This is a genomic window from Streptomyces niveus, assembly GCF_001723055.1.
Classification (GTDB): Bacteria; Actinomycetota; Actinomycetes; order Streptomycetales; family Streptomycetaceae; genus Streptomyces; species Streptomyces niveus.
The window spans coordinates 1-26,168 of record NZ_MDCR01000209.1 but is presented as its reverse complement, the minus strand read 5'-3'; the positions used below and the strand labels follow the sequence as shown (position 1 = coordinate 26,168).

The 26,168-nt window shown below is 71.5% G+C and carries 20 protein-coding genes and 1 riboswitch; of the genes, 9 read left to right on the top strand and 11 right to left on the bottom strand.

What is annotated here, in order from left to right; all coding sequences use genetic code 11:
• Both BHU15_RS23760 and BHU15_RS23755 read left to right on the top strand, forming a co-directional pair.
• A partial coding sequence (locus BHU15_RS23760; protein WP_069629058.1) for an SWIM zinc finger family protein occupies positions 1-979 on the top strand: 979 nt, incomplete at its 5' end.
• A 72-nt stretch (positions 980-1,051) separates the two neighbouring features.
• Positions 1,052-2,716, top strand: a complete 1,665-nt coding sequence (locus tag BHU15_RS23755; RefSeq protein WP_069629053.1) for a DUF5691 domain-containing protein — start codon at positions 1,052-1,054, stop codon at positions 2,714-2,716.
• 7 nt (positions 2,717-2,723) lie between these two features.
• On the opposite strand, the gene icmB is transcribed toward BHU15_RS23755, so the two are convergent.
• Positions 2,724-3,137, bottom strand: a complete 414-nt coding sequence (gene icmB, locus BHU15_RS23750) for a coenzyme B12-dependent isobutyryl CoA mutase small subunit (protein ID WP_023539238.1) — start codon at positions 3,135-3,137, stop codon at positions 2,724-2,726.
• Positions 3,138-3,365: 228 nt separating this feature from the next.
• Here icmB and BHU15_RS23745 point away from each other — a divergent pair, with 228 nt between their 5' ends.
• Together BHU15_RS23745 and BHU15_RS23740 are read left to right on the top strand one after the other, a co-directional pair.
• Positions 3,366-4,283 (top strand): esterase/lipase family protein, encoded by a 918-nt coding sequence (locus tag BHU15_RS23745; protein ID WP_079128336.1) that lies wholly within the window; start codon positions 3,366-3,368, stop codon positions 4,281-4,283.
• Between the two features lie 326 nt (positions 4,284-4,609).
• A complete protein-coding gene (locus BHU15_RS23740; RefSeq protein ID WP_069629052.1) occupies positions 4,610-6,181 on the top strand; it encodes a M23 family metallopeptidase in 1,572 nt (523 codons plus the stop codon).
• Positions 6,182-6,276: 95 nt separating this feature from the next.
• Here the strand turns inward: BHU15_RS23740 and BHU15_RS23735 are convergent, their stop codons facing one another.
• On the bottom strand, positions 6,277-8,805 hold the full coding sequence (locus BHU15_RS23735; RefSeq protein ID WP_069629051.1) for an ATP-dependent DNA helicase: 2,529 nt from the start codon (positions 8,803-8,805) through the stop codon (positions 6,277-6,279).
• Between the two features lie 214 nt (positions 8,806-9,019).
• A riboswitch (cyclic di-AMP (ydaO/yuaA leader) is annotated at positions 9,020-9,181 on the top strand.
• Between BHU15_RS23735 and BHU15_RS23730 the strand changes: the two genes are divergently transcribed.
• The 3 genes from BHU15_RS23730 (at position 9,180) to BHU15_RS23720 (ending at position 12,115) form a co-directional block, all read left to right on the top strand.
• Positions 9,180-10,352 (top strand): C40 family peptidase, encoded by a 1,173-nt coding sequence (locus BHU15_RS23730; protein WP_171908434.1) that lies wholly within the window; start codon positions 9,180-9,182, stop codon positions 10,350-10,352. Its footprint overlaps the riboswitch before it by 2 nt.
• A gap of 249 nt (positions 10,353-10,601) precedes the next feature.
• The gene (locus BHU15_RS23725; protein WP_069629056.1) at positions 10,602-11,648 is read left to right on the top strand and encodes a C40 family peptidase; all 1,047 of its coding nucleotides are present in this window, start codon (positions 10,602-10,604) and stop codon (positions 11,646-11,648) included.
• Positions 11,649-11,734: 86 nt separating this feature from the next.
• Positions 11,735-12,115 carry a hypothetical protein gene (locus BHU15_RS23720; RefSeq protein WP_141726871.1) on the top strand — a complete coding sequence of 127 codons (381 nt, stop codon included), beginning with the start codon at positions 11,735-11,737 and terminating at the stop codon, positions 12,113-12,115.
• Positions 12,116-12,125: 10 nt separating this feature from the next.
• Here BHU15_RS23720 and BHU15_RS23715 read toward each other — a convergent pair whose 3' ends face one another.
• On the bottom strand, positions 12,126-12,821 hold the full coding sequence (locus BHU15_RS23715) for a LuxR C-terminal-related transcriptional regulator (RefSeq protein ID WP_069629049.1): 696 nt from the start codon (positions 12,819-12,821) through the stop codon (positions 12,126-12,128).
• Entirely contained in the window at positions 12,818-14,197 is a 1,380-nt protein-coding gene (locus BHU15_RS23710; protein ID WP_079128338.1) for an ATP-binding protein, read from the bottom strand. Before BHU15_RS23710 ends, BHU15_RS23715 begins: the two co-directional genes overlap by 4 nt.
• Positions 14,198-14,363: 166 nt before the next feature.
• On the opposite strand from BHU15_RS23710, the gene BHU15_RS23705 reads away from it, so the two are divergent.
• Positions 14,364-15,674, top strand: coding sequence for a PspC domain-containing protein (locus BHU15_RS23705; protein ID WP_069629048.1), 1,311 nt, complete (start codon positions 14,364-14,366; stop codon positions 15,672-15,674).
• Positions 15,675-15,830: 156 nt separating this feature from the next.
• On the opposite strand, the gene BHU15_RS23700 is transcribed toward BHU15_RS23705, so the two are convergent.
• From BHU15_RS23700 to guaA, 4 genes are all read right to left on the bottom strand, one after another.
• On the bottom strand, positions 15,831-16,349 hold the full coding sequence (locus BHU15_RS23700) for a DoxX family protein (RefSeq protein WP_069629047.1): 519 nt from the start codon (positions 16,347-16,349) through the stop codon (positions 15,831-15,833).
• Positions 16,350-16,472: 123 nt separating this feature from the next.
• Entirely contained in the window at positions 16,473-17,738 is a 1,266-nt protein-coding gene (locus BHU15_RS23695; protein ID WP_069629046.1) for a hypothetical protein, read from the bottom strand.
• Between the two features lie 71 nt (positions 17,739-17,809).
• Positions 17,810-18,571: an SAM-dependent methyltransferase gene (locus BHU15_RS23690; protein WP_069629054.1), complete on the bottom strand. Its 762-nt coding sequence runs from the start codon at positions 18,569-18,571 to the stop codon at positions 17,810-17,812.
• A gap of 156 nt (positions 18,572-18,727) precedes the next feature.
• The gene (gene guaA, locus BHU15_RS23685) at positions 18,728-20,308 is read right to left on the bottom strand and encodes a glutamine-hydrolyzing GMP synthase (RefSeq protein ID WP_069629045.1); all 1,581 of its coding nucleotides are present in this window, start codon (positions 20,306-20,308) and stop codon (positions 18,728-18,730) included.
• A gap of 310 nt (positions 20,309-20,618) precedes the next feature.
• Here guaA and BHU15_RS23680 point away from each other — a divergent pair, with 310 nt between their 5' ends.
• Positions 20,619-20,930, top strand: coding sequence for a chorismate mutase (locus BHU15_RS23680; RefSeq protein WP_069629044.1), 312 nt, complete (start codon positions 20,619-20,621; stop codon positions 20,928-20,930).
• 695 nt (positions 20,931-21,625) lie between these two features.
• Here the strand turns inward: BHU15_RS23680 and BHU15_RS23675 are convergent.
• The 3 genes from BHU15_RS23675 to BHU15_RS40315 form a co-directional block, all read right to left on the bottom strand.
• Positions 21,626-23,458: a GMC oxidoreductase gene (locus BHU15_RS23675; protein ID WP_069629043.1), complete on the bottom strand. Its 1,833-nt coding sequence runs from the start codon at positions 23,456-23,458 to the stop codon at positions 21,626-21,628.
• 40 nt (positions 23,459-23,498) lie between these two features.
• Complete coding sequence (locus tag BHU15_RS23670) at positions 23,499-25,103, bottom strand: succinic semialdehyde dehydrogenase (RefSeq protein ID WP_069629042.1); 1,605 nt, start codon at positions 25,101-25,103, stop codon at positions 23,499-23,501.
• Between the two features lie 134 nt (positions 25,104-25,237).
• The coding region (locus tag BHU15_RS40315; protein ID WP_497210037.1) for a serine/threonine-protein kinase at positions 25,238-26,168 on the bottom strand (931 nt) is incomplete at its 5' end.

Here is a 26,168-nt window from a genome sequence, read left to right as displayed (position 1 = left end):
GGCCGGCGGGGTGGCCAAGCAGGCCGACCCGGAGGCGGCCAGGCGCCGGGCGGAGCGCAGGGCGGCTCGGATCACGGGCGGGGCGCGGGAGCTTGAGCAGCGGCTGACGGATCTGCTGCGCGGCGGGCTGGCGGCGGCCGAGCAGTCGGGGTACGGGCTGTGGGAGGAGACGGCCGCGCGCATGGTCGACGCCCAGGCGCCCGGACTGGCGGCGCGGGTGCGGGAGTTGGGGTCGATCCCTGGTTCGGGGGCGGGCTGGCCGGTGCGGCTGCTGGAGGAGTCGGCGCTGCTGCACCTGCTGGATCAGGGCTGGCTGGGCATCGACCGGCTGCCCGCGCCCCTGGCGACGACGGTCCGTACGCGCGTCGGTCTGCCCTCCCCCGCGGAGGGACCGCCGGTCAGGGACCACTGGCTGGTCCTCGCGCAGTACGACACGTCGGACGGCAAGATCACCACGCGCCGGATCTGGTTGTACGGGCGGGAGTCGGGGCGTACGGCACTGGTGCTGGGGTTCGGCGCTGCGGGCCGTTCGCCCGCGCCGGCGCTGCCGGTGGGGCTGGTGATCGAGGCGGAGCTGACGCCGCACGCGGGGGCGGGCCAGTTGCGCGCCGATCTGGGCGACGAGGTGGGGGTTCCGCAGCCGACGGGGACACCTCCGCCGGGCGGCACGACCACGGCGGCGGTCGCGGCGTACGGGTCGGCGCTGCGGGAGGATCCGTGGCTGGAGTCCTGGCCGGTGACACTGACCGATGTCGTACCGGTCCCGCACGGGGAGGACGGCGGCTGGCAACTGGCCGACGCCGAAGGTGAGTCGGCCCTGCCGATGGCGCACGCGGCGCTCGCGCGGCCGGGTCTGTGGAAGTTGGTGTCGCTGTCCGGCGGCGGGCCGGTCACGGTCTTCGGCGAGTGCGGGCATCGCGGGTTCACGCCACTCGCGGCGTGGTCGCCGGACTCGCCGGAGACGGTCCAGCTGACATGAGCGGTCGCTGGTGCCGGGTTCGTCCATCCCGTTGAGGCCTGTCCCCTATCTATACGTATACGGAGGCATCCGATGACCCTCACCACTCCCTGGGAAGAGCTCGTCACGTCCGCCCTGCTCGGCACGGACCGCCGCACACCGCCGGCGGATGTCATGGCGCCCGGCCGGGACGCGCCCGTCGCGTTGCTGGACGCCGCCGCGCTCCACACGCTGCGTCGGCGCGCGGGTCTGCTCCCGGCGCGCGCCGCCGCCCGGCCGGAGCCGGCGCCGCCCGACGACCGCCGCGAGTTGCCGGAGCCCGCGCGCCGGCGCCTGTCGCAGTTGCTGGCCGACCGCTCGGCCCCGGCCGGGACGGGCGGCAGGCGCGGTACGACCCCTGATCTCACCGAACTGCTCCCCCAGTGGCTCACGGCCGCCAACGACCAGGGCTACCGCGCACCCGCCGCCGCGCTGCCGGCGCTGTTGGACGCCGCGCGCGGGCGCAACGACCTTCGGCCGTACGCCCTCGCGTTCGCCGGACCGCGCGGGCTATGGCTCGCGCGCTTCAACCCGGACTGGAAGTTCGCCCTGCGCGGCGCGTCCGGCGGCGCCGTGCTGCCGGGCGCCCAGGACACCGAAGCGGTACGGCAGTTGTGGGAGCAGGGGCTGTTCGCGGAGCGGGTCGCGCTGCTGGCGGCCGTACGGACGCGGGATCCGGACGCGGCGCGGGCGCTGCTGGCCACGACGTGGTCGACGGAGCGCGCGGAGGACCGGCTGATGTTCCTCGACTCGCTGCGCGCCGGACTGTCCGACCTCGACGAGCCCTTCCTTGAGGAGGCGTTGTCCGACCGGAGCCGCAACGTCCGCGCGACAGCGGCGGAGTTGCTCTCCGCGCTGCCGAACTCCGCGCTGGCCGCGCGGATGGCGGAGCGGGCGGCGACGTGCGTGAGTCTGGACCGTACCGGCGGCCCCACGGGCCCCACCGTCGTCGTGGAGGCGCCGCACGAGTGCGACGCGGACATGCAGCGCGACGGGGTGAGCGCGACGCCGCCCAGCGGCCGGGGCGAACGGTCGTGGTGGCTGGGGCAGTTGGTGGAGGCGACGCCGCTGTCGATCTGGCCGGGCCGGCTCGGGGACCGTACGCCCGAGGAGATCGTGGCACTGCCGGTCCTGGACGACTGGACGGACGAGCTGCACGCCGCGTGGTGCCGCGCGGCGGTCCGCCAGCGCGACGCCCGCTGGGCGCGCGCCCTGCTGGGCCCGCCGGCCGCGTCCCCGGCCATCGGTCCCGGCGCGTCGTCCCTCGCGGAGCGGGCGAAGCTGCTGGCCACCCTGCCGGCGCCGGACCGGGCTTCCTGGGTGGCCGAGTTCATAGCCGCGCACGGCCTCTCGGAGGCGTTCCAGCTCCTGGGCGTGTGCGCGGTGCCGTGGTCCGGGCCGCTGGGCCGCGCGGTCGTCGACGCGCTCGACATCGCGCGGGACGGCGGGAGTTACCCGTGGAGCTTCAGCGGTGTGATGGGCCTCGCCGAGCGCTGCCTGGACCCCGCCGAGGCACCCCACCTGGACATCCTCACCGCCACCCCGGACGAATCGGAGAGCGCGTCACCGGGAGCGGGCGGCTACTGGTCGGAGGCGTTCCAGCGCCTGGTCTCCACGCTGCGGCTGCGCGCCGCGATGCTGTCGGAGCTGTCAGAGCCGTCGGAGCTGTCCGACGCCCCTACGCCGCCGGACGAGACGGCCGACTCGCCCGGCGCGTGAGAACGGACTACGCCCCCGCCGGCTGTCGGACGTTCGCGTTCACCCAGTCCACGATCGACGTCGTCGTCGCGCCCGGAGTGAAGATCGCCGCCACGCCCTTCTCCTTCAGCGGCGCGATGTCCGCCTCCGGGATGATCCCGCCGCCGAAGACCTTGATGTCCAGCGCGTCGTGCTGCTCCAGCAGGTCGATGACCTTCGCGAACAGCGTGTTGTGGGCGCCGGACAGGATCGACAGGCCGATCGCGTCGGCGTCCTCCTGGATCGCGGTGTCCACGATCTGCTCGGGAGTCTGGTGCAGCCCGGTGTAGATGACCTCCATACCGGCATCCCGCAACGCTCGCGCGATGACCTTGGCCCCGCGATCGTGGCCGTCGAGACCCGGCTTGGCCACCACCACACGGATCGGACCGGTCACACCCATCACTGCCTCCACATACCGACTTCGTCGTCATTGGCACGGGTCCCCGTACCGGCGAGGGACGGAGAGGTGAACGAACGTTATCCCCAGCATCTCGCACGCCGCTGTTTCGCGGTGGCCGGGGAGGGGGAAATCACACATTGGGACATGTTCACTCTGCGTCGTGCCGGCCCCACCTGGCACGGGAGCCGCGAGGGAGTCGCTTCCCGAGTGGCGTAGGGAGGTAGGTCAATGAAGATCCCGCCTTTCGCCGAGCTTTTCTCGCCCTTTCCGTCCGTCGTACGGCGGCCGGCGGCGTGGGAGCTCCCCGTCACCCTCCTGCGGGCCTCCGTGCTTGAGGTAGCCATCCTGGCCGGTCATCTGGTCCTGTATCCGGCCGGTATCGCCAAGGAGCGGCTGACCCCCGATCTGCCGCCCGAGACGGCCACACTGCCCACCGAGGGCCGCTCTCGCCGTCCGGTCCTGCTGCTGCACGGTTTCGTGGACAACCGCTCCGTCTTCGTCCTGCTGCGCCGCTCCCTGGCCCGGCACGGCTGGCGCCATCTCGAATCGCTCAATTTCTCGCCTCTGACCAGCGACATCCGGGTCGCGGCCGAGGTGCTCGGCCGCGAGATCGAGGAGATCTGCGCCCGCACGGGGCACCGCGAGATCGACATCATCGGCCACAGCCTCGGCGGCCTGATCGCCCGGTATTACGTACAGCGACTGGGCGGCGACGTACGGGTACGGACCCTGATCACCATGGGCACGCCCCACGCGGGCACCGCGGCGATCCCTCTCGCGAGCGCGCACCCCGTCGTACGGCAGATGCGCCCCGACTCGGACCTGATCGAGGAGCTGCGGGAGCCGGCGCCCGGCTGCCGGACGCGGTTCGTGAGCTTCTGGAGCGATCTCGACCAGGTCATGTCACCGGTCGAGGCGGCCCGTGTCGAGCATCCCGACCTCATCGCGCAGAACGTGGGCGTGACCGGTATCGGCCACCTCGCGCTGCCCGTGCATCCGGCCCTCGCCGCCGGGATCCGGTACGTGCTGGAGCAGGACGGCACCGGGGAGATCTCGGAGGCGGCGCTGGCCGAGGTGGCCGAATGGGCCGGAAGTGGTACGGAATGCCCTGAGGGCCAGGCCGACGGCGCGATATCGGTGGCGTAGGGACGCCATGAGACGCGTCGGGGCCGGACGGTGGTCCAAACGCCGGCACCGAAATTGGTTGCGCTCAGATCCGATTCGATGTCGGTTCGACACCTCACCGACACCGTAGAAATCGAACAAATCTCGAACGTAGAGCCAAAGGTGTGCCCGCCGAGCGCCGAAAGACGGCCGAATGCCCGTTTCCAGAGCGCCTGGAAGCCGCCGAAGATTGTCGCCGTCGCATACCGCCGGGTACAGTCGCGGCCACTGCTTTCCCTTCTGGGTCCCACCGTTCGTCAAGGCGGCCCCAGGAGCCTGGTTCTGCTGCCGAGGCGAGAGAGAAGTTGGTGAACGACCAGCACCCCCACGCCGGATACGCCGCCCACGACGGCTACTCCACAGGCAGCTTCGACAGCGATCCGCTCTTCGGCGCGCTTCCGGGCACGAGTCCGGCGGGCACGGTCACGTACGAGGCGGACCACAGCGGCAGTTACGACTCGACGCAGTGGAACGCGGGTTACGACCCGTACGCGGCGCAGGCGCCGCAAGCACCCCAGGTTCAGTACGAGGCGTACGACGCGTACGCGGCACAGCCCCAGCAGTCGCAGCAGCCCCAGCAGTCGTACGACACGACGGGCCAGTGGGACGCGACCGCCTGGAACGAGGCGAACCAGGCTGCCAGTTACGGCTACGACGCGACCGGCCTGAACACCCCGGCCGACCAGTGGGCGGCGCCCGTCGCCGACACCGGCGCGTACGACGCCACCGCGTGGAACTCGGGAGCACCGGCCGCCCAGCCGGACGTCCCGTTCCAGGCCGAGGCCCCGTACTACGGCGACACCGCGACGTACGAGTCCTACGAGTCGGGTGCGTACGAGCAGACCGCCGCGTACGAACCGGCCGCGTACGAGCCCGAGATCGAGCACCAGCACGAGACCGAGTACGAGCAGGTCGCGTACGACAGCGAGCACGAGTACGACACGCCCGGTCCGGAGCCTGAACAGGTGTCGGAATCGGAGTCGAACCTCGATTCCGAGTATCCGGCGTACGCGGAACACCCCGAACACTCGGACCACCCGGACCACTTCGAGGACGACGACCAGCTCGTCGGGGCCGCCGCCACCATCACCGCCGCGACCGTCACGCCCCGCCCGGTCCGCCGGGCGGCCGGCGGCAACCGCGGCAGGCGCCGTACACCGGCGAAGCGTTCGGCCCTGCTCACCGTCGCCGTTCCGTCCGCCTGTGTGATGGGCGTCGCCGGTATCGCCGCCGCGTCGGTCGGCGGACTCGGCGCCGAGGAGAGCAAGAACGACTCGACGGCCGTCACCGCCTCGGACACGGCAGCGGTCAAACCGGCCGCCGTGAACAACAAGCTCGACACCCAACTCGCCGCTCTCGACGCCGACGCACGAGACTTCGGGGACCGCGCCAGCCGCACCCAGGAGCGCATCGACCTCAAGGAACGGCAGGCGGCGGAGAAGAAGAAGCGCGAGGAGGAGGCCGCGGCCAAGGAGGCCGCCCGCCCCAAGTTCGCGATCCCGGTCGCCAATCACGCCCTCAGCGCGTACTACGGCCAGGCCGGCGTCAACTGGATGTCGATGCACACGGGGATCGACTTCCCCGTCTCGTACGGCACCCCGGTGATGGCGGCGACGGACGGCACCGTCCGTACCCAATGGAACGGCGCCTACGGCAACATGGCGATCGTGACCGCCCCGGACGGCACCGAGACCTGGTACTGCCACCTCAGCAGCACGAAGATCCGCTCCGGCTCGGTCAAGGCCGGTGACGAGATCGCGTACTCGGGGAATTCGGGCAACTCCACCGGCCCGCACCTGCACTTCGAGGTACGGCCGGGCGGCGGCTCGGCGATCGACCCGCTGGGCTGGTTCCGCAGTCACGGACTCAACCTGTCGTAGGCCGGGGCCCGTTCGGAGTATCCCAACCGATAAGGACAGTGATGTGGCGGGCCTCGGCGGCCCGCCACATTCGTGCTTCCGCGGCGCCGCCGCCTCTACAGCTTGTCGACCGGCGCGTACCGCAGCAGCAGCCGCTTCGGCTTGGAGTCGCCGAAGTCGATCGTCGCCTGGGCGTCGGCGCCCGACCCCGTCACCGTCACGACCGTCCCGAGCCCGAACTGGTCGTGCGTGACCCGGTCCCCCACCGCCAGCGAGATGACCGGCTTCTCGGTCGCGCGCCGCGTGGCGAAGCCCGCGGGGCCCGAGCGTGAGCGGGACGCGGACAGCGAGGACGTGATCCCCGACGTCGGTCCGGCCGGGGCTGCCATCGGACCGGTGCGCTTCCACTCCAGATGCTCGCCGGGAATCTCCTCCAGGAAGCGCGACGGAGGGTTGTACGAGGGCTGGCCCCACGCGCTGCGCATCGAGGAGCGGGTCAGATAGAGCCGCTCGCGGGCGCGGGTGATGCCCACGTACGCCAGCCTGCGCTCCTCCTCCAGTTCCTTGGCCTGGCCGAGCGCGCGCATGTGCGGGAAGACGCCGTCCTCCATGCCCGTCAGGAAGACGACCGGGAATTCGAGCCCCTTGGCCGTGTGCAGCGTCATCAGGGTGATGACCCCGGAGCCGTCCTCGTCCTCGTCGGGGATCTGGTCGGAGTCGGCGACGAGCGCGACCCGCTCCAGGAACTCGGCGAGGCTGCCGGACGCGGTGGCGGCGGGCGGGCCGCCGTCCCCCGCGTCGTCGCCCTGCGCATCGGTGGTCACCGCGTCGGCGTCGGTGGTCACCGTCGTGTCCGCGCCGGCCGCCTGGGCCCTCTCCTGCTCGAACTCCATCGCCACGGCGGCGAGTTCCTGCAAGTTCTCGATCCGCGTCTCGTCCTGCGGATCGGTGGACGCCTGCAACTCCGCCAGATAGCCGGTCCGTTCCAGCACGGCCTCCAGGACCGTCGCCGGGCCGGCGCCGGACTCGACGATCGTCCGCAGGTCCTCCATCAGCGTGTTGAAGCGCTTCACCGCGTTCGACGAGCGGGCTGCCATGCCGTACGCCTCGTCGACCCGGCGCAGCGCCTGCGCGAAGGAGATCTTCTCCCGTGCCGAGAGCGCGTCGATCATCGCCTCGGCGCGGTCGCCGATGCCGCGCTTGGGCACGTTCAGCACCCGGCGCAGCGGGACGCTGTCCTCCGGGTTGGCGAGGACACGCAGATAGGCCAGTACGTCGCGGACCTCCTTGCGCTCGTAGAAGCGCACGCCGCCGACGACCTTGTAGGGCAGGCCGACGCGGATGAAGATCTCCTCGAAGACACGCGACTGCGCGTTCGTCCGGTAGAAGACGGCGACGTCGCCCGCCTTGGCCTCCGACGCGTCCGTCATGCGGTCGATCTCGTCGGCGACGAACTGCGCCTCGTCGTGCTCGGTGTCGGCCACGTACCCCGTGATCAGGGCGCCCGCTCCCGCCTTCGTCCACAGGTTCTTGGGCCGGCGGCTCTCGTTGCGCTCGATGACCGCGTTGGCCGCGCTGAGGATCGTCTGCGTGGAGCGGTAGTTCTGCTCCAGCAGGATCGTCGTCGCGTCCGGGTAGTCCTCCTCGAACTGGAGGATGTTACGGATCGTGGCGCCCCGGAACGCGTAGATGGACTGGTCGGCGTCACCGACGACGCACAGCTCGGCCGGGTCGTGTCCCTCGCCGGAGGGGCCGACCAGCTCGCGCACCAGGGTGTACTGCGCGTGGTTGGTGTCCTGGTACTCGTCCACCAGGACATGGCGGAAGCGGCGGCGGTAGTGCTCGGCGACCTCGTCGAACGCCTGGAGCAGATGGACCGTCGTCATGATGATGTCGTCGAAGTCCAGGGCGTTGGCCTCGCGCAGCCTCGCCTGGTACATCCGGTACGCCTCGGCCAGCGTCTTCTCGAAGGGGTCCGTCGCCTGACCGGCGAAGGTCTCCTCGTCGATCAGCTCGTTCTTCAGATTCGAGATCTTGGCGCTGAACGACTTCGGGGGATGCCGCTTGGGGTCCAGGTCCAGATCACGGCAGACCAGGGCCATGAGCCGCTTGGAGTCGGCCGCGTCGTAGATCGAGAACGAGGACGTGAAGCCGAGCCTCTTCGACTCACGGCGCAGGATCCGCACGCAGGCGCTGTGGAACGTCATCACCCACATCGCGTTCGCACGCGGTCCGACGAGCTGCTCGACGCGCTCCTTCATCTCGCCGGCGGCCTTGTTCGTGAAGGTGATCGCCAGTATTTCGCCCGGATGCACGCTGCGGGTCCCCAGCAGGTGCGCGATCCGGTGGGTCAGCACGCGGGTCTTGCCGGAGCCGGCGCCGGCCACGATGAGCAGCGGCGATCCGGTGTGCACGACGGCGGCGCGCTGTTCCTCGTTCAGCCCTTCGAGCAGCGCCGCCGGGTCCACGACCGTGCGCGGAGCACCGTCGCGGTGGTACGGATCCCTGGGCGGGGGCACGTCGAACTTCCCTCCGAAGAGATCGTCGGGCACCTGCTCCGGCGCGGTGTCCTCGGGTGGCGGCGGGGGCTCCTCGGCCGAGGGCTGGAGGTCCGCCAGGAAGCTGTCGTCAAAGAGGCTGCTCATCGCTTCCTGAGTCTAGGGTGCCGCACTGACAGCCAACCGCCACATGGCCTCGCGGGGAATTCGCCGACCGTTTGCGGGGGTGCTCACGACGGCATATGCGAAAGGTCACGAAAATGTATCGGGCATATCGGCCATCAACCTTCACAGGGGCACCACAGATTGGCTAGCGTGCTCGCCGAGGCGGTCCGTACTCCACCGGCGATCAGCGCCAAGCGGGCGGCCTGCGCCGAATCCGGGCTTCTTCAAGGGAGTTCGGAACCGGGGACCCACCATGTTCCACCGGGGTGAATCGGGCCGTACTCCCAGGCCCGTAGGGCAGCCTTCCGTTCCGCCCGAACCCGACAGCTAACCCGGTAGGCGGTCCACGGAAGGAGATGCCGACCTTGGCGTCGCATCGCAAATCGCGCACTCGCACCGGGGTGCGCGCGAATTCACCGGCCGTCGGTTTCACGACCGCCGCGCTCGCCTCGGTCACGCTGCTCTCGACGCAGAGCGCCACCGCGGCGCCCGCCGAGCCCAAGCCCTCGGTCGAAGAGGTGCAGAAGAAGGTCGACGACCTTTACCGGCAGGCCGGTACGGCGACGCAGCAGTACAACAAGGCGAAGGAGGCGACCGACACCCAGCGCAAGTCGGTCGAGCGGGTCCTGGACGACGTGGCCAAGAGCGCGGACAAGGTGAACGAGGCGCGGCGCGCCCTCGGTACCTATGCGGCGGCGCAGTACCGCGCGGGTGCGGTCGGTCCCACGGCCGCGCTGATGTTCGCCGACAGCCCGGAGTCGTACTTCGAGCAGACACAGCTGATGGACCGGCTGACCGAGCGCCAGCAGGAGGCCGTCGAGGACTTCCAGAAGGAGCAGCGGTCCGCGGCCGAGCAGCGCGCCAAGGCGACGAAGAGCCTGGAGACGCTCACGGAGTCGCAGGACTCGCTGAAGCTCGGCAAGCAGAAGGTCCAGAACAAGCTCGCGGCGGCGCGGTCGCTGCTGTCGGAGCTGACGGAGCAGGAGAAGGCGCGGCTGGCCGCGCTGGAGCGGAAGAAGGAAGAGGAGGCGCGCCGCAAGGCCGAGGCGAAGGCCAAGGAGGAGGCGGCGGAGCGCAAGCGCCAGGAGGCGGCGCGCGAGGCGGAGCAGCCGCCCGCCACCGGCGGCGGCACGGACACCGGCTCGGGCGGCGGTTCGGGGGCCGCGGACGGTACGTACGCGGCCAAGGCCGAGAAGGTCCTCGCCTTCGCGCGCGCCCAGATCGGCAAGCCGTACGTGTGGGGCGCCACGGGCCCCAGCAGTTACGACTGCTCGGGGCTGACGGGCGCTGCCTGGAAGGCGGCGGGAGTGCAGCTGCCGCGGACGACCTGGGACCAGGTGAAGGTCGGCAAGCGGGTCGCCACGGCGGACCTGCTCCCCGGCGACCTGGTGTTCTTCTACGACGACATCAGCCACGTCGGCATCTACAAGGGCGACGGCAAGATGATCCACGCGCCGAAGCCGGGTGCGAACGTGCGCGAGGAGTCGATCTACTACATGCCGATCTACGGCAGCGTGCGCCCGGTCTGAGGGATCCCGTCCGGGGGTCCGGTCCAGGGGTCCGGGGTCGGCGTACCACCGCTCGGCGTGCCGTGGGGTGGTGTCGTGGGATTGATCAAGTCCTGTCCGAAATCGACACGATGGGCATACATCCGGGCACCACAATCCGACCGGGAACTACCGGCTCCGGGCAATAGCGGGCATGCCGACGCGCTTCCGTGACCGCCGCGCCTAGCGTCCTCCACGACAGCCGGACCCAAGAAGGATGTGGAACCCGTCGTGGCAGCGCACCGTCGACCCCGATCCAAGCACCGCCCGTACGGCCGTACGGCGGCCACCCTCGCCCTCGCGGGGGCCGCCACGGCCACCGGTCTCGAAGGGTCCGCGCACGCCGACCCCCAGCTCAGCACGGCTCAGGTGAAGGCGAAGGTCGACAAGCTCTACCACCAGGCGGAGGCCGCCACCGAGAAGTACAACGGCGCCAAGGAGAAGGCGGCCGACGCGAGCGCCGCGCTCGACGCGTTGCGCGACGAGGCCGCCCGCCGGACGCAGCAGCTCAACGTCTCGCGCAACGCCCTCGGCTCGATCGCCACCGCCCAGTACCGCGCGGGCGGCCTCGATCCCGCCGTACAGCTCGCCCTCAGCTCCGACCCCGACGAGTACCTGCGCGGGTCTGCGCTCGCCGAACGGGCCGGCTTCCAGCAGGCGAAGGCCGTCAGCAGGATGCGCGCGCAGCTCGGGGAACTCGGCCGTTTACGTACGAAGGCCGACGGGAAGCTGGCCGAGCTGAAGAGCCGTCAGGCAGAGCTGGCCACCCACAAGTCGACCGTGACGAGGAAACTCGCGGACGCCGAGAAGCTGCTTGCCCGGCTCACCGCCGCCGAGCGCGCGCGGTACGCGGCGGGCACCGGGCCGGGAGACGCGCGCGCCGACCGCGCGGAGAGCCGGGGCGCGGCCACGGCCGTCCAGGCGCCGAACTCCCGCGCCGCCGCCGCGATCGCCTACGCGCGCGGGGCGCTCGGCAAGCCGTACGTGTGGGGCGCGACCGGGCCCAACGGATTCGACTGCTCCGGTCTGACGCAGGCCGCCTGGCGTGCCGCCGGGGTCGCCCTCCCGCGTACCACGTACACCCAGATCAACGCGGGCCAACGGGTCTCGCGCTCCCAGCTCGCCCCGGGTGACCTGGTGTTCTTCTACTCGGGCATCTCACACGTCGGGCTGTACGTCGGCGGCGGGCAGATGATCCACGCCCCTCGCCCCGGCGCCGATGTACGCATGGCGCCGATCGACCAGATGCCGTTCGCGGGCGCCGCCCGCCCCGCGTAGCGCTCCCGAGTGATGCCCCCGAAGCGTCCACCCACCCGGCGCAAGCCCGGATGCCGTACCGCCCCCGCCGCACGACGATGAACGCCATGCGACACAGCCGGGTCCACGCCGCCGCCCTCGCCCTGGGCGGGCTGCTCGTCCTCGCCCCGGTCGGCGTCACCCCGGACGGCTGCGGCGACCTCACCGGCGGCCGGCTCTGCGTCGAGGGCCCGGTGGGCGCCAAGGGGACGTTCACGACGCGCTACGTACGCCACGACACCGCCGCGCCCTCCGCCGTCCAGCTGGGCTACCAGCGCAAGGACGCGCGGATCACCGCGTTCCCCGGCTGGTTCGACACCCTCCGTACAAAGGAGGGCTCGACCGCCGGGGCGGGCACGCTCGACACGGCGCCCGGCGAATGCGTCCGTGGACTCATGCACCACGACGGCCGGGACTACGTCACCGAGTGGCTCTGCTCCGACGGCTGACCGGCCGCCCTCACACCAGCCTGCGCGCCGTCGCCCACCGGGTCAGTTCGTGCCGGTTGGAGAGCTGGAGTTTGCGCAGCACCGCCGAGACGTGGGACTCGACCGTCTTCACCGAGATGAAGAGCTGCTTCGCGATCTCCTTGTACGCGTAACCGCGCGCGATCAGCCGCAGCACCTCGCGCTCGCGCTGGGTGAGGCGGTCCATGTCCTCGTCCACCGGCGGCGCGTCCGTCGACGCGAACGCGTCGAGCACGAAGCCCGCCAGGCGCGGCGAGAAGACCGCGTCGCCGTCCTGGACGCGGAAGATCGAGTCCACCAGGTCGGCGCCGGTGATCGTCTTGGTGACGTAGCCGCGCGCGCCGCCGCGGATCACGCCGATGACGTCCTCCGCCGCGTCGGACACCGACAGCGCCAGGAAACGCACCGGGTCGTCGGCCGCCGCCATCAGCGGGGCGCAGCGGCGCAGGACCTCCACGCCACCGCCGCCGGGAAGGTGGACGTCGAGCAGGACGACCTCGGGGCGGGTCGCGGTGATGACCGTGACGGCCTGGTCGACGTCGGCGGCCTCGCCGACGACCTCCACGCCCGTCGTCTCCGTCTGCCCGATCTCGGCCTGCACTCCGGTGCGGAACATCCGGTGGTCGTCGACCAGCACCACGCGTACCCGCCTGGTCTGGGTCTCTTCCTCGCCGCTGTTGCCGGTCATGCGTCCGCCGCCCTCTCCATCTCAAGCTCCACTTCCGTGCCCCCGTCGGGCGCCGAACGCACCCGCGCCGTACCGCCGTTGCGTTCCATGCGGCCGAAGATCGATTCCCGTACGCCCATCCGGTCGTCCGGGACCGAGTCCAGATCGAACCCGGGTCCCCGGTCCCGTACGGACACGAAGACCGTACGGCCCTCGACCTCCGCGTAGACCTGCACGGCGCCGCCCTCGCCACCGTACTTGGCGGCGTTGACCATTGCCTCGCGTGCGGCCTGCATCTGTGCGGTCAGTTTCTCGTCGAGCGGGCAGTCGCCGACGACCACGACCTCGATCGGTACGCCGTGGTAGTCCTCCACCTCTGCGGCGGTCGCCTTGACCGCCTCGGCGAGGGTGTCGGGTTCGTTCTCCTCGTCCTTGCCGGTGCCTTCCGGCCGGTACAGCCAGGCGCGCAGCTCCCGCTCCTGCGCGCGGGCCAGGCGCCGGACCTCGCCGCCGTCGTCCGCGTTGCGCTGGATCAGCGTGAGCGTGTGCAGGACGGAGTCGTGGACGTGGGCGGCGACCTCGGCGCGTTCCTGGGCGCGGATGCGCATCAGGCGCTCGTCGGACAGGTCCTGGGTCATGCGGACGAGCCAGGGGCCGGCGAGCAGCGCGACACCGGCCACGACGGCGATGGCCGCCGTCAGGACGTTGCCGAGCTGGGCGGCCGAGCCTCGTACGACCATGAAGACCGTCAGGCCCATACCGACGAGCGCGACGCCGGCCAGTCCGCGCGCTATCTGGAAGGTCCTGCGGCGTCTGCTGTCCGTGGAGAGCGAAGCCCACTGCTCGCGGCGGGCGTTGTCGGCCTGGCGCCAGACCAGGACGACACCGGCGCCGATGAGGAGCGTCGGCCAGATGTAGTTCCCCGCGCCGCTGCGGCCGAGGTCGGCGCCGGCGACGAAGATCGACCCGACGACGAACAGCGCGATGAGCGCGAAGGTCTGTCCCCGGTCGGGTTTACGGAGGCGGCGCCGCCCGTCGGTGGTCGTCTCGAACAGCGGGCGGGACCCGGTGGGCGCGCCGCCGACGCCGAGCGGGACGACGATCCAGAAGATGGCGTAGAGCAGCGCGCCGAGTCCCTGGGCGAGGAACAGCGCGAGGAAGACCAGCCGCACCCAGCCGACCGGCAGTCCCAGATGGCCCGCGAGCCCGCGTGCGACGCCGCCCAGCATCCGGCCGTCGGCGCTGCGGTAGAGCTTGCGCAGAGGTGGCTCGTCGGCGCCGGTCGCCGTCCCTGACGTGCGGCTGCGGCTCCGGGCCGTGCCCGCCGTGCCCGCGGACGGTCCCGAGGCCGACGACGACGAGGGAGGCGGGGGCGGGGTGGGCGTGGCGACCGGCATGCCATTGATGGTCACACGACCGGGCGGACCGTGGCATCAGGGCTGCGCCCTGAGAGCGGCCCCGAGAACGACCCTGACACGCCGTGCCCGCCCGCCGGGGAATATCAGGGACCGGCCAGGGTCGGGACAGGTGGAGACCGGGCGGCCGGGCCGTCACCATGGTCGTATGACTCGGTCCGTACCGCACACCTCGACGCAGCCACCGCAGCCACCGGCTCCTCAGCTGGTGCGCGCGCCTCGGCAGAAGGTCGTCGCGGGCGTCTGCGGCGGGCTGGGGCGGTACTGCGACCTGGACCCGGTCATCTTCCGGATCGTCATCGTCGTGCTCACGCTGACCGGTGGCATCGGGCTGATCTTCTACGGCTTCGCCTGGCTGCTGGTCCCGGTCGACGGCGAGGACGAGAACGAGCTGCGCCGGCTGCTGTCGGGCCGCGTCGACGGCGCCTCCCTCATCGCCGTACTGCTCGCGCTCGTGGGCTGCGGACTGTTCCTGTCGATGCTCAACAACGGCGGCACGCTCGGGTTCGCCACGATGCTGTCGATCGCCACGATCGGCGCGGCCGTCTGGTCGCAGCGGCGGCGCGCCACTCTTGAGGAGGGCGGCCCGCTCGACCCGGGGACGGCGGCGGCCGTGGCCGAGGCCCCGCCGGAGACGAAGGCGCCGCCGACGCCCGGCAGCCCCTCGTGGTGGCGCGACCCGATCGTCAAGGACGGTACGACGGGTCCGGCGTCGCCGCCCGGCTATCTGTGGGGTCCCGACGACGAGGCCGACGACGGCGCCGGTTCGTCCCGTCGCGGGGCCAGGAAGCGGAAGGGGCCCGGCAGTACGTCGTGCGGACGGCGGGGTCCGCGCGGTATCGGCGGCACGGTCTTCCTGCTGGCGCTGGTCGCGGGCGCCGTCGGCACGGGGCAGTCGTGGGACTCCCAGCCGCTCGGTACGAGCCTCCAGATCGGCTTCGCCGCCGCGCTCGGCGTGTTCGGCCTCGGCCTCGCCGTGAGCGCCTTCCTGGGACGTACGGGCTTCGGCACGATCTTCCTCACGGTCCTCACCGCCGGGCTCCTCGCGGGCGCGGCGGCCGTCCCGAAGGACATCGGCACGGACTGGGTCCGTACGACCTGGCGCCCGGCGGCCGTCGCCTCGGTGGCGCCGTCGTACGAGCTGGGCACCGGTGTCGGGACGCTCGACCTGGCCGGGGTCGACGTGCCCGCAGGCACGACCCTCCGTACGAGGGCGGAGGTCGGCGCGGGGAAGCTGAAGGTCGTCGTGCCGCGCGACGTGACGTTGAAGGTGCGCGCGGAGGCGGGGCTCGGCGACCTCCAGCTGCCCGGTGAGCCGAAGAACGACATCGATCTCGCGCCGGCGCAGGACCGGTCGCGTACGGTGGCCCCGCCCAAGGGCGTGAAACCGGCGGGCACACTGGATCTGCGGCTCGAAGTCGGTGTCGGACAGGTGGAGGTGATCCGTGCTTCGGCATGAGTTCAGGCCGGGCAAGCTGGTGGCCGGGCTGGCCGTGATGAGCGCGGCCACCGTGTTCGCCGGTGACGCGGGGGGCTGGTGGGACGCCCCCTGGTTCGTGGTCGTCCCGATCATCTGCGGCGGGCTGTTCCTGGCCTCCGCCGTGTCGATGGCGGACTACCGCATTCGGCGCCGCCTGTCGGCGAGGGCCGCGTCCAGGGAGAACACCGAGGCGCCGGCGAGCACGAGCGGCAGCCAGGCCATGAGGTAGGCGAGGTCGTTGCCGTAGTAGTAGGGGTCCGACTGCCAGCTCACCGTCAGCCACAGGCTCAGCGAGATCAGGGCGCCGCCGAGCGCGGCGAGCCGGGTCAGCAGCCCGACGAGGGTGCCGAGACCGACGGCCAGTTCGCCGATGGCTATGGCGTAGCCGAAGCCCTCGGGGCTCTTGAGGGACAGGTCGACGAGTGCGGGAATGGCGGAGCTGTCGCGCACGCCGCGCATCAGGTCGCCGATGGAACCGGGCCCGCTCGCCGACATGAAGGCGCTGTCGGTGAGTTTGTCGAGTCCGGCGTAGATGAAGGTCACGCCGAGGAAGATCCTGAGCGGTACGAGGGAGTAGGTCGCCGCCGTGTCCTTCCAGCCCCGCCGTTCACCGCCGATCGTCCCGTAGCTGTCCGTCCGGTGTCCGTGCGCCATCGCGCGCCCTGCCTTTCCGCCGCCCACGTCGCTCGCAGGGCTCGATTGTCCCCGCGCGCCTCACGCATGCATACGGATGCGACGAACAATGCGCTCAGCGGTCCCCGGCCGGCGGCGGCGGTCTCAGTCCACGACGTCGATCGGCACCCGGTTGGTCTCGACCCCGGCGGCCGTCACCACCTGGACATCGAGGCGCCCCGGCTCCACGTCGACCGGCACCGGCACGGTGAGCACCGTGTCCGACGGGTTCTGGAAGCCGCCGGGGACGGGGACGAGCGGTACGTGGATATGGACGGGCCCGATCCGTACGACCATCCTGGCCAGCCGGTCCGGCGTGCCCGCGCCCGGCGGCACGAAACCCGTCCCCCGGATCTCGATGTCGTCGCCGGTACGGATCGGCGCGTCCAGGTCCCCGGCCTCGCGGGCGCGGACGACGGACAGCACCACCGGACGGCCGCCCTCCGCCCACTTGGAGGCGAAGTACGTCGCGGCCGAGACCGTGACCAGCAGGGCCAGGGCCCATGGCAGGTCGGGCAGTTGCTCGGGTCGGCGGGCGAGGCGTACGGCCGAGAAGAGCACGGCCACAGCCGTCACCAGCGTGTACTGGACATCGGCGAAGTTGCCGCGCCCGGCGTCGTCGCAGAGCAGGTCGGCGAGGCGCGGGCGCTCGGCCCGCACCTTCTGCAGGCGCCGGTCGGCGACCCGTACGCCCACCACACGGCGTACGACGACGGCGATCGCGCACACCACGGCCAGCACGGTCAGCATGCCCGCGCCCCGGGCCAGTTCGAGCCCGGCGATCAGCTCGTCGCGCGCGTCGTGGTCGGACGCCCCGGCGAGCTGGAGCGCGAGCACCAGCACGGCGAAGACCAGGAGCAGCACCCACGCGGACGCGACGGTGCGGGAGGTCGACAGCCGGTTGTCCTCGCCGATGAGCGGGGCGAGGAGGCCGCCGCGGTTACGGTGCAGCCTGGCCGCGCCGGTGAGCAGCCCGGCCACGACGAGGGCGGCGACGAGGCCGGCCGTACGGGCGACGCTCCAGCCCGCGCCGATCGCGGTCCCGGCCAGCGCGAGGGCGAACACCGCGACGCTCCCCCACACGCCGAGCAGCGTGTGCCGCCAGACGGCGAGCAGCCAGGCGTCACCGGCCTCCCGGCTGCGGTCGGCGACGGCGCGCGCGGACTGGGTGAGTTCGTCGGAGACCCACTGCCGGGACGCGCCGGGTGAGTGCGCGAGCGCGGCGGGCAGGCCCTGGCCGGCCGCGAACTCCTCCCGTTTCGCCAGGAAGGCCGCGACGGCCTGCCGATGTCCCTCGTGCGCCCCGTGCGGGCAGTTCCCGCAGGTACAGCTCCCGCCGTGCGTGCTCTGTCCCGCCACTTGCGCCGCCACGCCGAATGCCGCCTTCCCCGCCCCTGAACTACCTTGCTGTGACTGGGAATTGTGCCGTATCCGGGAGGGTGTCAGACGCCGAGGACGAGATACGCGAAGCCGAAGTACCCCCGGTAGCCCCCGAGATACCCGGCACGGTGCCGCGCGGCGGTGGCGCGCGCCTGGTCACGCAGGGGGTGCTCGGGGTGATCGAGCGCCCAGCGCTCGCCCCAGCCGGCCCGGCCGTTGGACTCGAACACGTCCATCTCGCGCTGGTCGGCGACGGTCGTACGGAGCGGCGCGAACCCGGCGTCGGCGGCGGCCTGCACCAGGTCGGCGAGGGAGCCGACGAATTCGTCCTCCTCGGCGCCAAGTCCCGCCAGGGCGGCGGCGGTCGGCTTCTCGGTCCAGTACGCGTCCCCGAAGAGGACCCGCCCACCGGGCTTCACGGTCGCGCGCAGCGCGCGCAGGGCCTCGCGGGTCGTGCCGGGCCAGGCGTGCACGGCCCCGATGGAGACGGCGAGGTCGTACCCGCTCCGCGTCCAGGCGTCGGCGGACCCCTGATGGAAGGTGACGCGCCCGTCCAGCCCCCGCTCCCCGGCGAGCCGCCGCCCGCGCGCGACGGCGGCGGGGTCGCTGTCCACACCCTGCCCGGTACTGCCGGGCGCCCCGTCGACGATCCGCAGCAGCAACTCGCCCCAGCCACACCCGAGATCGACCACCTGCCCACCGTCGGGCAGGGCGCAGGCGTCGACGAGGGAGCGGGCGTGCTCTTCGGAGAGGGGGGCGTTCCAGGTCAGGAGGGGGTTGTTGGGGGCGGCGAGGATGGCGTGGAGTTCATCGTGGTCGGACATGGGCGAGACGTTCGCACAGAAGATCGGCACGACGCGAGTGATTTCCGGCGGCCTACAAGTACGGCCCACGAGTACGGCAGACCTACCCAGGACACATGCCGATGCCGCCGCTCAAACGAATGAGCGACGGCATCGGCGTTGACCTCGCGGAGAGGGTCACTCCCACTCGATCGTGCCCGGCGGCTTGCTCGTCACGTCGAGTACCACGCGGTTCACGTCCGCCACCTCGTTGGTGATGCGGGTGGAGATCTTCGCCAGTACGTCGTACGGCATCCGCGTCCAGTCCGCCGTCATCGCGTCCTCCGACGACACCGGGCGCAGCACGATCGGGTGGCCGTACGTGCGGCCGTCGCCCTGGACGCCCACCGAGCGGACGTCCGCGAGCAGGACCACCGGGCACTGCCAGATGTCGCGGTCGAGACCGGCCGCCGTCAGCTCCTCGCGGGCGATGGCGTCCGCCTCGCGCAGCAGGTCCAGGCGTTCGCGCGTGATGTCGCCGACGATACGGATGCCGAGACCCGGTCCCGGGAAGGGCTGGCGCTGGACGATCTCGTCGGGGAGCCCCAGCTCCTGGCCGACCATCCGGACCTCGTCCTTGAAGAGCTGGCGCAGCGGCTCGATGAGGGAGAACTCCAGGTCCTCGGGGAGCCCGCCCACGTTGTGGTGCGACTTGATGTTGGCGGTGCCGGTGCCGCCGCCGGACTCGACCACGTCCGGGTAGAGCGTGCCCTGGACGAGGAATTCGACCGGCTCGCCGGGCTCGGCCTCGGCGACGATCTCCGCCTGGGCCTGCTCGAAGACCCGGATGAACTCGCGGCCGATGATCTTCCGCTTCTGCTCGGGGTCGGAGACCCCGGCCAGCGCGGCGAGGAAGCGCTCCGCGGCGTCGACGACTTTCAGCTGCACGCCGGTCGCGGCGACGAAGTCCTTCTCGACCTGCTCGGTCTCACCCTTGCGCATCAGACCGTGGTCGACGTACACGCAGGTCAGCTGCGAGCCGATCGCCTTCTGTACGAGGGCGGCGGCGACGGCCGAGTCCACCCCGCCGGAGAGACCGCAGATCGCACGGCTGGAGCCGACCTTCTCGCGGATCGCCTCGACCTGCTCCTCGATGACGTTGCCGGTCGTCCAGGTCGGCTCGATGCCGGCGCCTCGGTAGAGGAAGTGCTCAAGGACCTGCTGGCCGTGCGTGGAGTGCATGACCTCCGGGTGGTGCTGGACGCCGTACAGCTTCTTCTCGTCGTTCTCGAAGGCGGCGACCGGCACGACCTCTGTGGAGGCGGTGACGGTGAAGCCCTCGGGGGCGGCGGAACAGGCGTCGCCGTGGGACATCCAGACCTGCTGCTGGGCCGGCGTGCCCTCGAAGAGGGTGGAGGCGGGCTTGGAGACGTGCAGTTCCGTACGGCCGTACTCGCGCGAGCCCGTGTTGTCGACCGTCCCGCCGAGCACCGTCGCCATCAGCTGGAAGCCGTAGCACATGCCCAGGACCGGGATCCCGGCCTCGAAGAGCGCGCGGTCGACGGTCGGGGCGCCCTCGGCGTACACGGAGGACGGGCCGCCGGAGAGGATGATCGCCTTGGGGTTCTTGGCCAGCATCTCCGCCACCGGCATCGTCGAGGGGACGATCTCGCTGTAGACCCGGGCCTCCCGGACGCGGCGGGCGATGAGCTGGGCGTACTGCGCGCCGAAGTCGACGACGAGTACGGCGTCGGGGGCGGCGGGGGGTACTGCTGGCACGGGCGCGGCCTTCCGGCGGTGAAGGGGTTCGGTACGGCAATTCTAACGGGGGGCGAAGACAGCTTTTCGTCTCAGCATCCGAACCCCCGCACGGGCCCGCCGGGGTCCTCCGGCATACTGACCGCCATGCGCGAGCACTCGACCTTCGTCTTTACCTATGGCACCGGCCCGTCCGGCTGCCATGGTCGTGCTGCTTGAGCTGACAAGCGACCTCCCAGGCGCCCCGGGCCGACAAGGCCCGGGGCGTTCTGCGTTGTCCGGGCCGGATGTCCGCCGCCCGGGGCTCCCCCTTCCTACAGAGGAGCCCTTCATGACCGTCACCGCCCACACCGGATCCGCCCGTACCGACTCCGACCGCACCGGCGCCCGTACCGACGAGGCCGCCACAGTGATCGACGGCGCGCGTGAGCGCGTCGACGCGCTCGACGACCGGATCATCGGTCTCGTACAGGAACGGATGGCCGTATCGGCCGTCATCCAGGACGCCCGCATCGCCTCCGGCGGGCGGCGGGTCAACCTCTCCCGCGAGAACGAGATCCTCGGCCGCTTCAGGGACGCGCTCGGGACGCCGGGCACCACCCTCGCGATGACGCTCCTCGAGCTGTCACGCGGCCGGATCTGAGCGCGCACAACTCGGTACGGACATGGGTTCGGGCGCATCCTCACCCGTACGGCGCGTGACCGGACCCGCCGGGGCTTCGTTGGTCCCGATGTCCGTGTCAGCCAGGGGCGGGCCCGAACAAACCACGCGTGGCTTCGCTGGGGCGTGTGACGTACCGATGGTGCGTCGTGGGACCTCGTCTCAGCGCGAGTGACCGGTCGGCAGGGGACAGCATGCCCGGTCACCCCAAGAGCGGTCGGCACCGGGGACGCCCGGCGCCGACCGCATACGGATACGGATCCCCCCGTGTCCGACCCGTCCGACAGCCGGCTCCTCTCCTCACCGCCCGCTCACCCGTCCACTGTCCCGAACTCGCGGCGCTCACCCCCCCCCAGCGCCGCGATCCGGCACCGGCGCGCCGCCCTGACGCCCCGGTGCCGACGACAAGGGCCCCGCAGGCGCCCGTCCGATTCGCTTCGGACCGGGCCCGCGGGGCCCTTGTCGTGCGTGGCCGCGGCGATCGGCACCAGGGTGTGACGCGCGCCACATAAGGATTCTGTGAGGCAAGGGGCAACCATCTGCCCAGGTCACAGGTCCACCATGCGACACAACGGTCTCCCCTGTCCCACGGCACTGTCGCGCGACGGGGCGACCGGCCGGAGGCGCTGCACTCGGAGGGGGGTGCAGCGCCTCCTCACTGTCTCCTGCTCCCCGGCTTACGGCGTCTTCTTCGGCGGCACGGCCGGCATCCCGAGGAACGGCAGCTTCAGCGCGCCGAAGGCCGACGCCGGGACCACCGGCGACTTCGGCGCGACCGCCTCCTGCCGTACGTACGCCGTCCCCGCCGACTGCTCCGGACGCGGGTCGCGCTCCCCCTTGTTGGGCCAGAAGGACATCGCGCGCTCGGCCTGCGCGGTGATGGTGAGGGACGGATTGACGCCGAGGTTCGCCGAGACCGCCGAGCCGTCGACGACCGAGATGCCGGGGTGGCCGTAGAGCCGGTGGTACGGGTCGATGACACCGTGCTCCGCGTCGGCGCCTATCGGGCAGCCGCCGAGGAAGTGCGCGGTGAGTGGAGTGCCCATCAGCTCACCGACGTTGGAGCCGGCGAAGCCGTTGATCTCGTCGGCGAGCAGCGTCGCCGTCCGCGTACCCTCCGCGATCTGCTTGGGGTTGGGGGCGCCATGCCCCTGGCGGGCCGTCAGCAGGCCCTTTCCGACGCCGTCCCGCTTGCGGTAGGTGGTCAGCGAGTTGTCGACGGACTGCATGACCAGACCGATGATGGTCCGCTCCGACCAGTGCCGGTAGGAGAGTGAACGGACCGCCTGGACGGGGTGTCTGACCATGTTGCCGAGCCAGCCCGCGATCCGGCGGCCGTTCTCGCTGTAGGGGACCTGGAGGATCGAGAGCGAGCCCATCGCGTTGGAGCCCTTGCCGTAACGGACCGGCTCCACATGGGTGTTGGCGTCCGGGTGGAACGACGAGGTGATGGCCACGCCCCGGGTGAAGTCCGCCCGGCCGCGTCCTTCGGCGGCACCGTGCTTCTTCCGGTAGCGCCGGTCGGTGGTCTGTGCGCCCACCAGGGCCTCGGAGTTGGTACGGGTCAGCTCACCGAGCCGGTCGGACAGCCGGGGCAGCCGGCCCCGGTCCTTCATCGTGTGCAGCAGGGTCTGTGTCCCGTACGTCCCCGCCGCGACGACGACGTGGCGCGCCCGCAGCACGCGCGGGGCCGACTTGCGCCGGTGCGTGGGGACGGTCGCGACGCGATGGCCGCCGGCCGGGTCCTCGGTGAGGTCGACGACGGTCGTCATGGGGCGGATGGCCGCGCCGGCCTGTTCGGCGAGGTGGAGATAGTTCTCGTTGAGCGTGTTCTTGGCACCGTGACGGCAGCCGGTCATGCACTCGCCGCACTGGGAGCACGCCTTGCGGGAGGGGCCCGCGCCACCGAAGTACGGGTCACCGACCGACGCGCCCGGCTCGGCCCGCGCCGTACCGTCGGCGTCCTGGCCGTCTCCGAAGAAGACGCCGACGGGGGCGAGATGGAAGGTGTCGCCGACGCCCATCGCCTGTGCGGTCGCCTTGAGATGGACGTCCGAGGGGGTCATGGTCGGGTTGAGGCGTACGCCGAGCATGCGCTGCGCCTGGTCGTAGTACGGGGCGAGTTCGGCCTGCCAGTCGGTGATACCGGCCCACTGCCTGTCCTCGAAGAACGCCTTGGGCGGCACGTACAGCGTGTTCGCGTAGTTGAGCGACCCGCCGCCGACCCCGGCGCCCGCGAGGACCATGACGTTGCCGAGCAGATGGACCCGCTGGATACCGAAGAGGCCGAGGGCCGGGGCCCACAGATAGTTCTTGATGTCCCAGGAGTTCTTGGGGAGGGTGCCTGGCGTGAAGCGGCGGCCGGCTTCGAGGACACCGACGCGGTATCCCTTCTCGGTCAGCCGCAGCGCGGAGACCGCGCCGCCGAAGCCGGACCCGACGACGATGACGTCGTAGTCGTAGTCGAAGCCGTCTTCGCTTTCGATTTCGGCATGGGTGTCCCGTGACATCGACTCTCCTTCTTCGAACCCGCTTCGGATCCGCTTCGAATCAGCGCAGGCGGAACGCCTTGAGCGCGCGCAGGCTCCTGGTCATCAACGCCGCGTACCTCTCGTCGTCCATGCCCATCGACGGAGCCATCGGCAGCACGCGCTGCTGCGCGACGGTCTGTACCTCGGTGAATTTGAGAATGCCCTCGGAGCCGTGCCGGCGGCCGAGGCCGGACTCCTTCATGCCGCCCATCGGCGCCCGCACGCTGCCGTACGCCGGCGCGAACCCCTCGTTGATGTTGACGGTGCCGGTGAGTAGCCGGGCGGCGACCGCGTGCCCGCGTCGGCCGTCGCGCGTCCACACGCTCGAATTGAGGCCGTACGGCGTGGAGTTGGCCAGCTCGACGGCCTCGTCCTCGTCGCTGAACCGGTAGACGGACACGAGCGGCCCGAAGGTCTCCTCGGTGCAGACCGACATCGGGGCCTCGACGCCCTCCAGGATGGTGGGTTCGTAGAAGTACGGCCCGATGTCCGGCCGCGCCACGCCGCCCGCGAGGACCGTGGCGCCCTTGGCCACGGCCTCCTCCACATGGCTGGTCACGGTCTTGAGCTGGCGCTCACTGGCGAGCGAGCCCATGTCCGCGCCGTACGCGAGCGCGCAGCCGAGGCGCATCGCCTTGGTACGGGCGACGAATCGCTCGACGAACGCGTCGGCGACCGACTCGTGGACGTACAACCGCTCGATGGAGATGCAGAGTTGGCCGGCGGTGGAGAAGCAGGCGCGCACCGCGCCCGCCGCCGCCTTCTCGATGTCGGCGTCGTGCAGGACCAGCATGGCGTTCTTGCCGCCGAGTTCGAGGGACGCCCCGACGAGCCGGCCCGCCGCGCGCTGCGCGACCTCGCGGCCGGTGCGCGTGGAGCCGGTGAAGGAGATGTAGTCGCCGCGCTCGACGACCTCGGGCCCGATGACCGGCCCCTCGCCGAGGACCACTTGGAACACCCCGGCCGGCAGCCCGGCCTCGACCAGCAGGTCACGTGCCCACAGCGCGGTGAGCGCGGTCTCGGTGTCGGGCTTCATGACGACGGCGTTGCCCGCGACGAAGGCCGGGAGGGCGTCGCCGATGGACAGTTCCAGCGGGTAGTTCCACGGCGCGATCTGCCCGACGACACCGCGTGGCTGGCGCTGCTCGGTGACCTTGGTCAGGACGGGTACGGCGCCGGTATGACGGCGCGGCCTGAGGTACGCGGGGGCCTTGCGCCCGTAGTGGCGGGCGGCGACGGCCACGGACTGGACCTCTTCGTGGGCGTGCAGCCTGGCCTTGCCCGTCTCCAGCTGGATGAGGTCGAGTACCTCGGCCTGGCGCTCCAGCAGGAGGTCGTGGAAGCGGAGCAGGACGGCGGCCCGCTTCCGTACGGAGGTCGCGGCCCAGAGGGGCTGCGCGGCGCGGGCGCGTGAGAAGGCCTCGGCGACGTCCTCAGGGGTGGACTCGGGCAGGTCGGCGAGCTTCTCGCCGGTGGCGGGGGTGTGGTTCGAGGTGACCCCGGAGCCGACGACGCCCCTGATGAGCTGGGCGAGCACCTCGGGAGTGACCACGTCGGCGGCGGTCCGTACACCGGCGGGCACCGGAGCCACGGGGTTGGTCGTGGGGGCCTGTGAGTCCGTCATGAGGGCGAGAGTATGCCGCATCCGGAACTTTGGGTACCCGCGGGTAACAGCTTTTCGCCGGTCGCCCGCGGGCCCTCGGGCGACCGGCCGCGAACACGCCAGTGATCGCTGGCACATAAGCCCTGATCAGGCACTCAGGACAGCTTGTCGCTGTCGATCACCAGGTTCTTGACGACGTTCGAGAAGAGTTCCTCGCCGTCCTTGACGGCGTCTCCCTGGGCGGGCATCGAGACGGTGAGCCGCCAGTGCGCACCGGCCTTGCCCGGGACGACCAGCTCGTGGAGGCGGTAGCGGATCGGTTCGTCGGACGAGTCGCTGTAGGGCGTGTAGTCGACGATGTTCTCGAACGCCTTCTCGGAGCCGGCGAACGACGAATCCCGCGTCGAGTAGCTCGCGTCCTTCATCTCCGTGCCGTTGTCGCCGCCGGCCTCGTAGTACGTCTTGAAGGCGTCCGGCTTCGCGTCCAGGACGTCCTCGTTGTCGGGCGACTGCTGGACCTGCTCCATGGCGACGCCGAAGACACCGCTCGGATCGCCGAAGCTGACCCGGGTCTCCTCGGTGACGCTCTCCTGCGAGCGCCGGTAGTCCTTGGGCAGGGCGATCTCGGCGTTCAGGATCTCCGTCTCCTGCCGCACCCCCCAGCCCTCCGGCAGCCCCTCGGCCGCGAACGGGTTGAAGAAGATCAGCACGATCGCGAGGACCACGGCGAGCAGCCCGCCGCCGAGCCCGTACTGCGCCGGGCGGTTGCGGTGCAGGATCGGCGGGACCCACTTGTTGCCGTCGGCCGCCGCGCCGCCGCCGGCCGTGCCCGCGGCGCGGTAGATGTTCGTCGCCTCGGTGGAGAGCTGCGGCGGACGCGCCACCGACTCCAGCACCGCGCGCACCTCGGCGGCGGTGGGACGTGCCGCCGGGTCCTTTCGCAGGAGCTGCATCACGACCGTACCGAAGGCACCCGACCCGCGGGCCGGCATCTGCGGCTCGGCGGAGAGCACGGCCTGGAGCGTCGCGGGGATGTTCGAGCGGCGGTACGGGGACATGCCCTCGACCGCCGCGTACAGCACGACG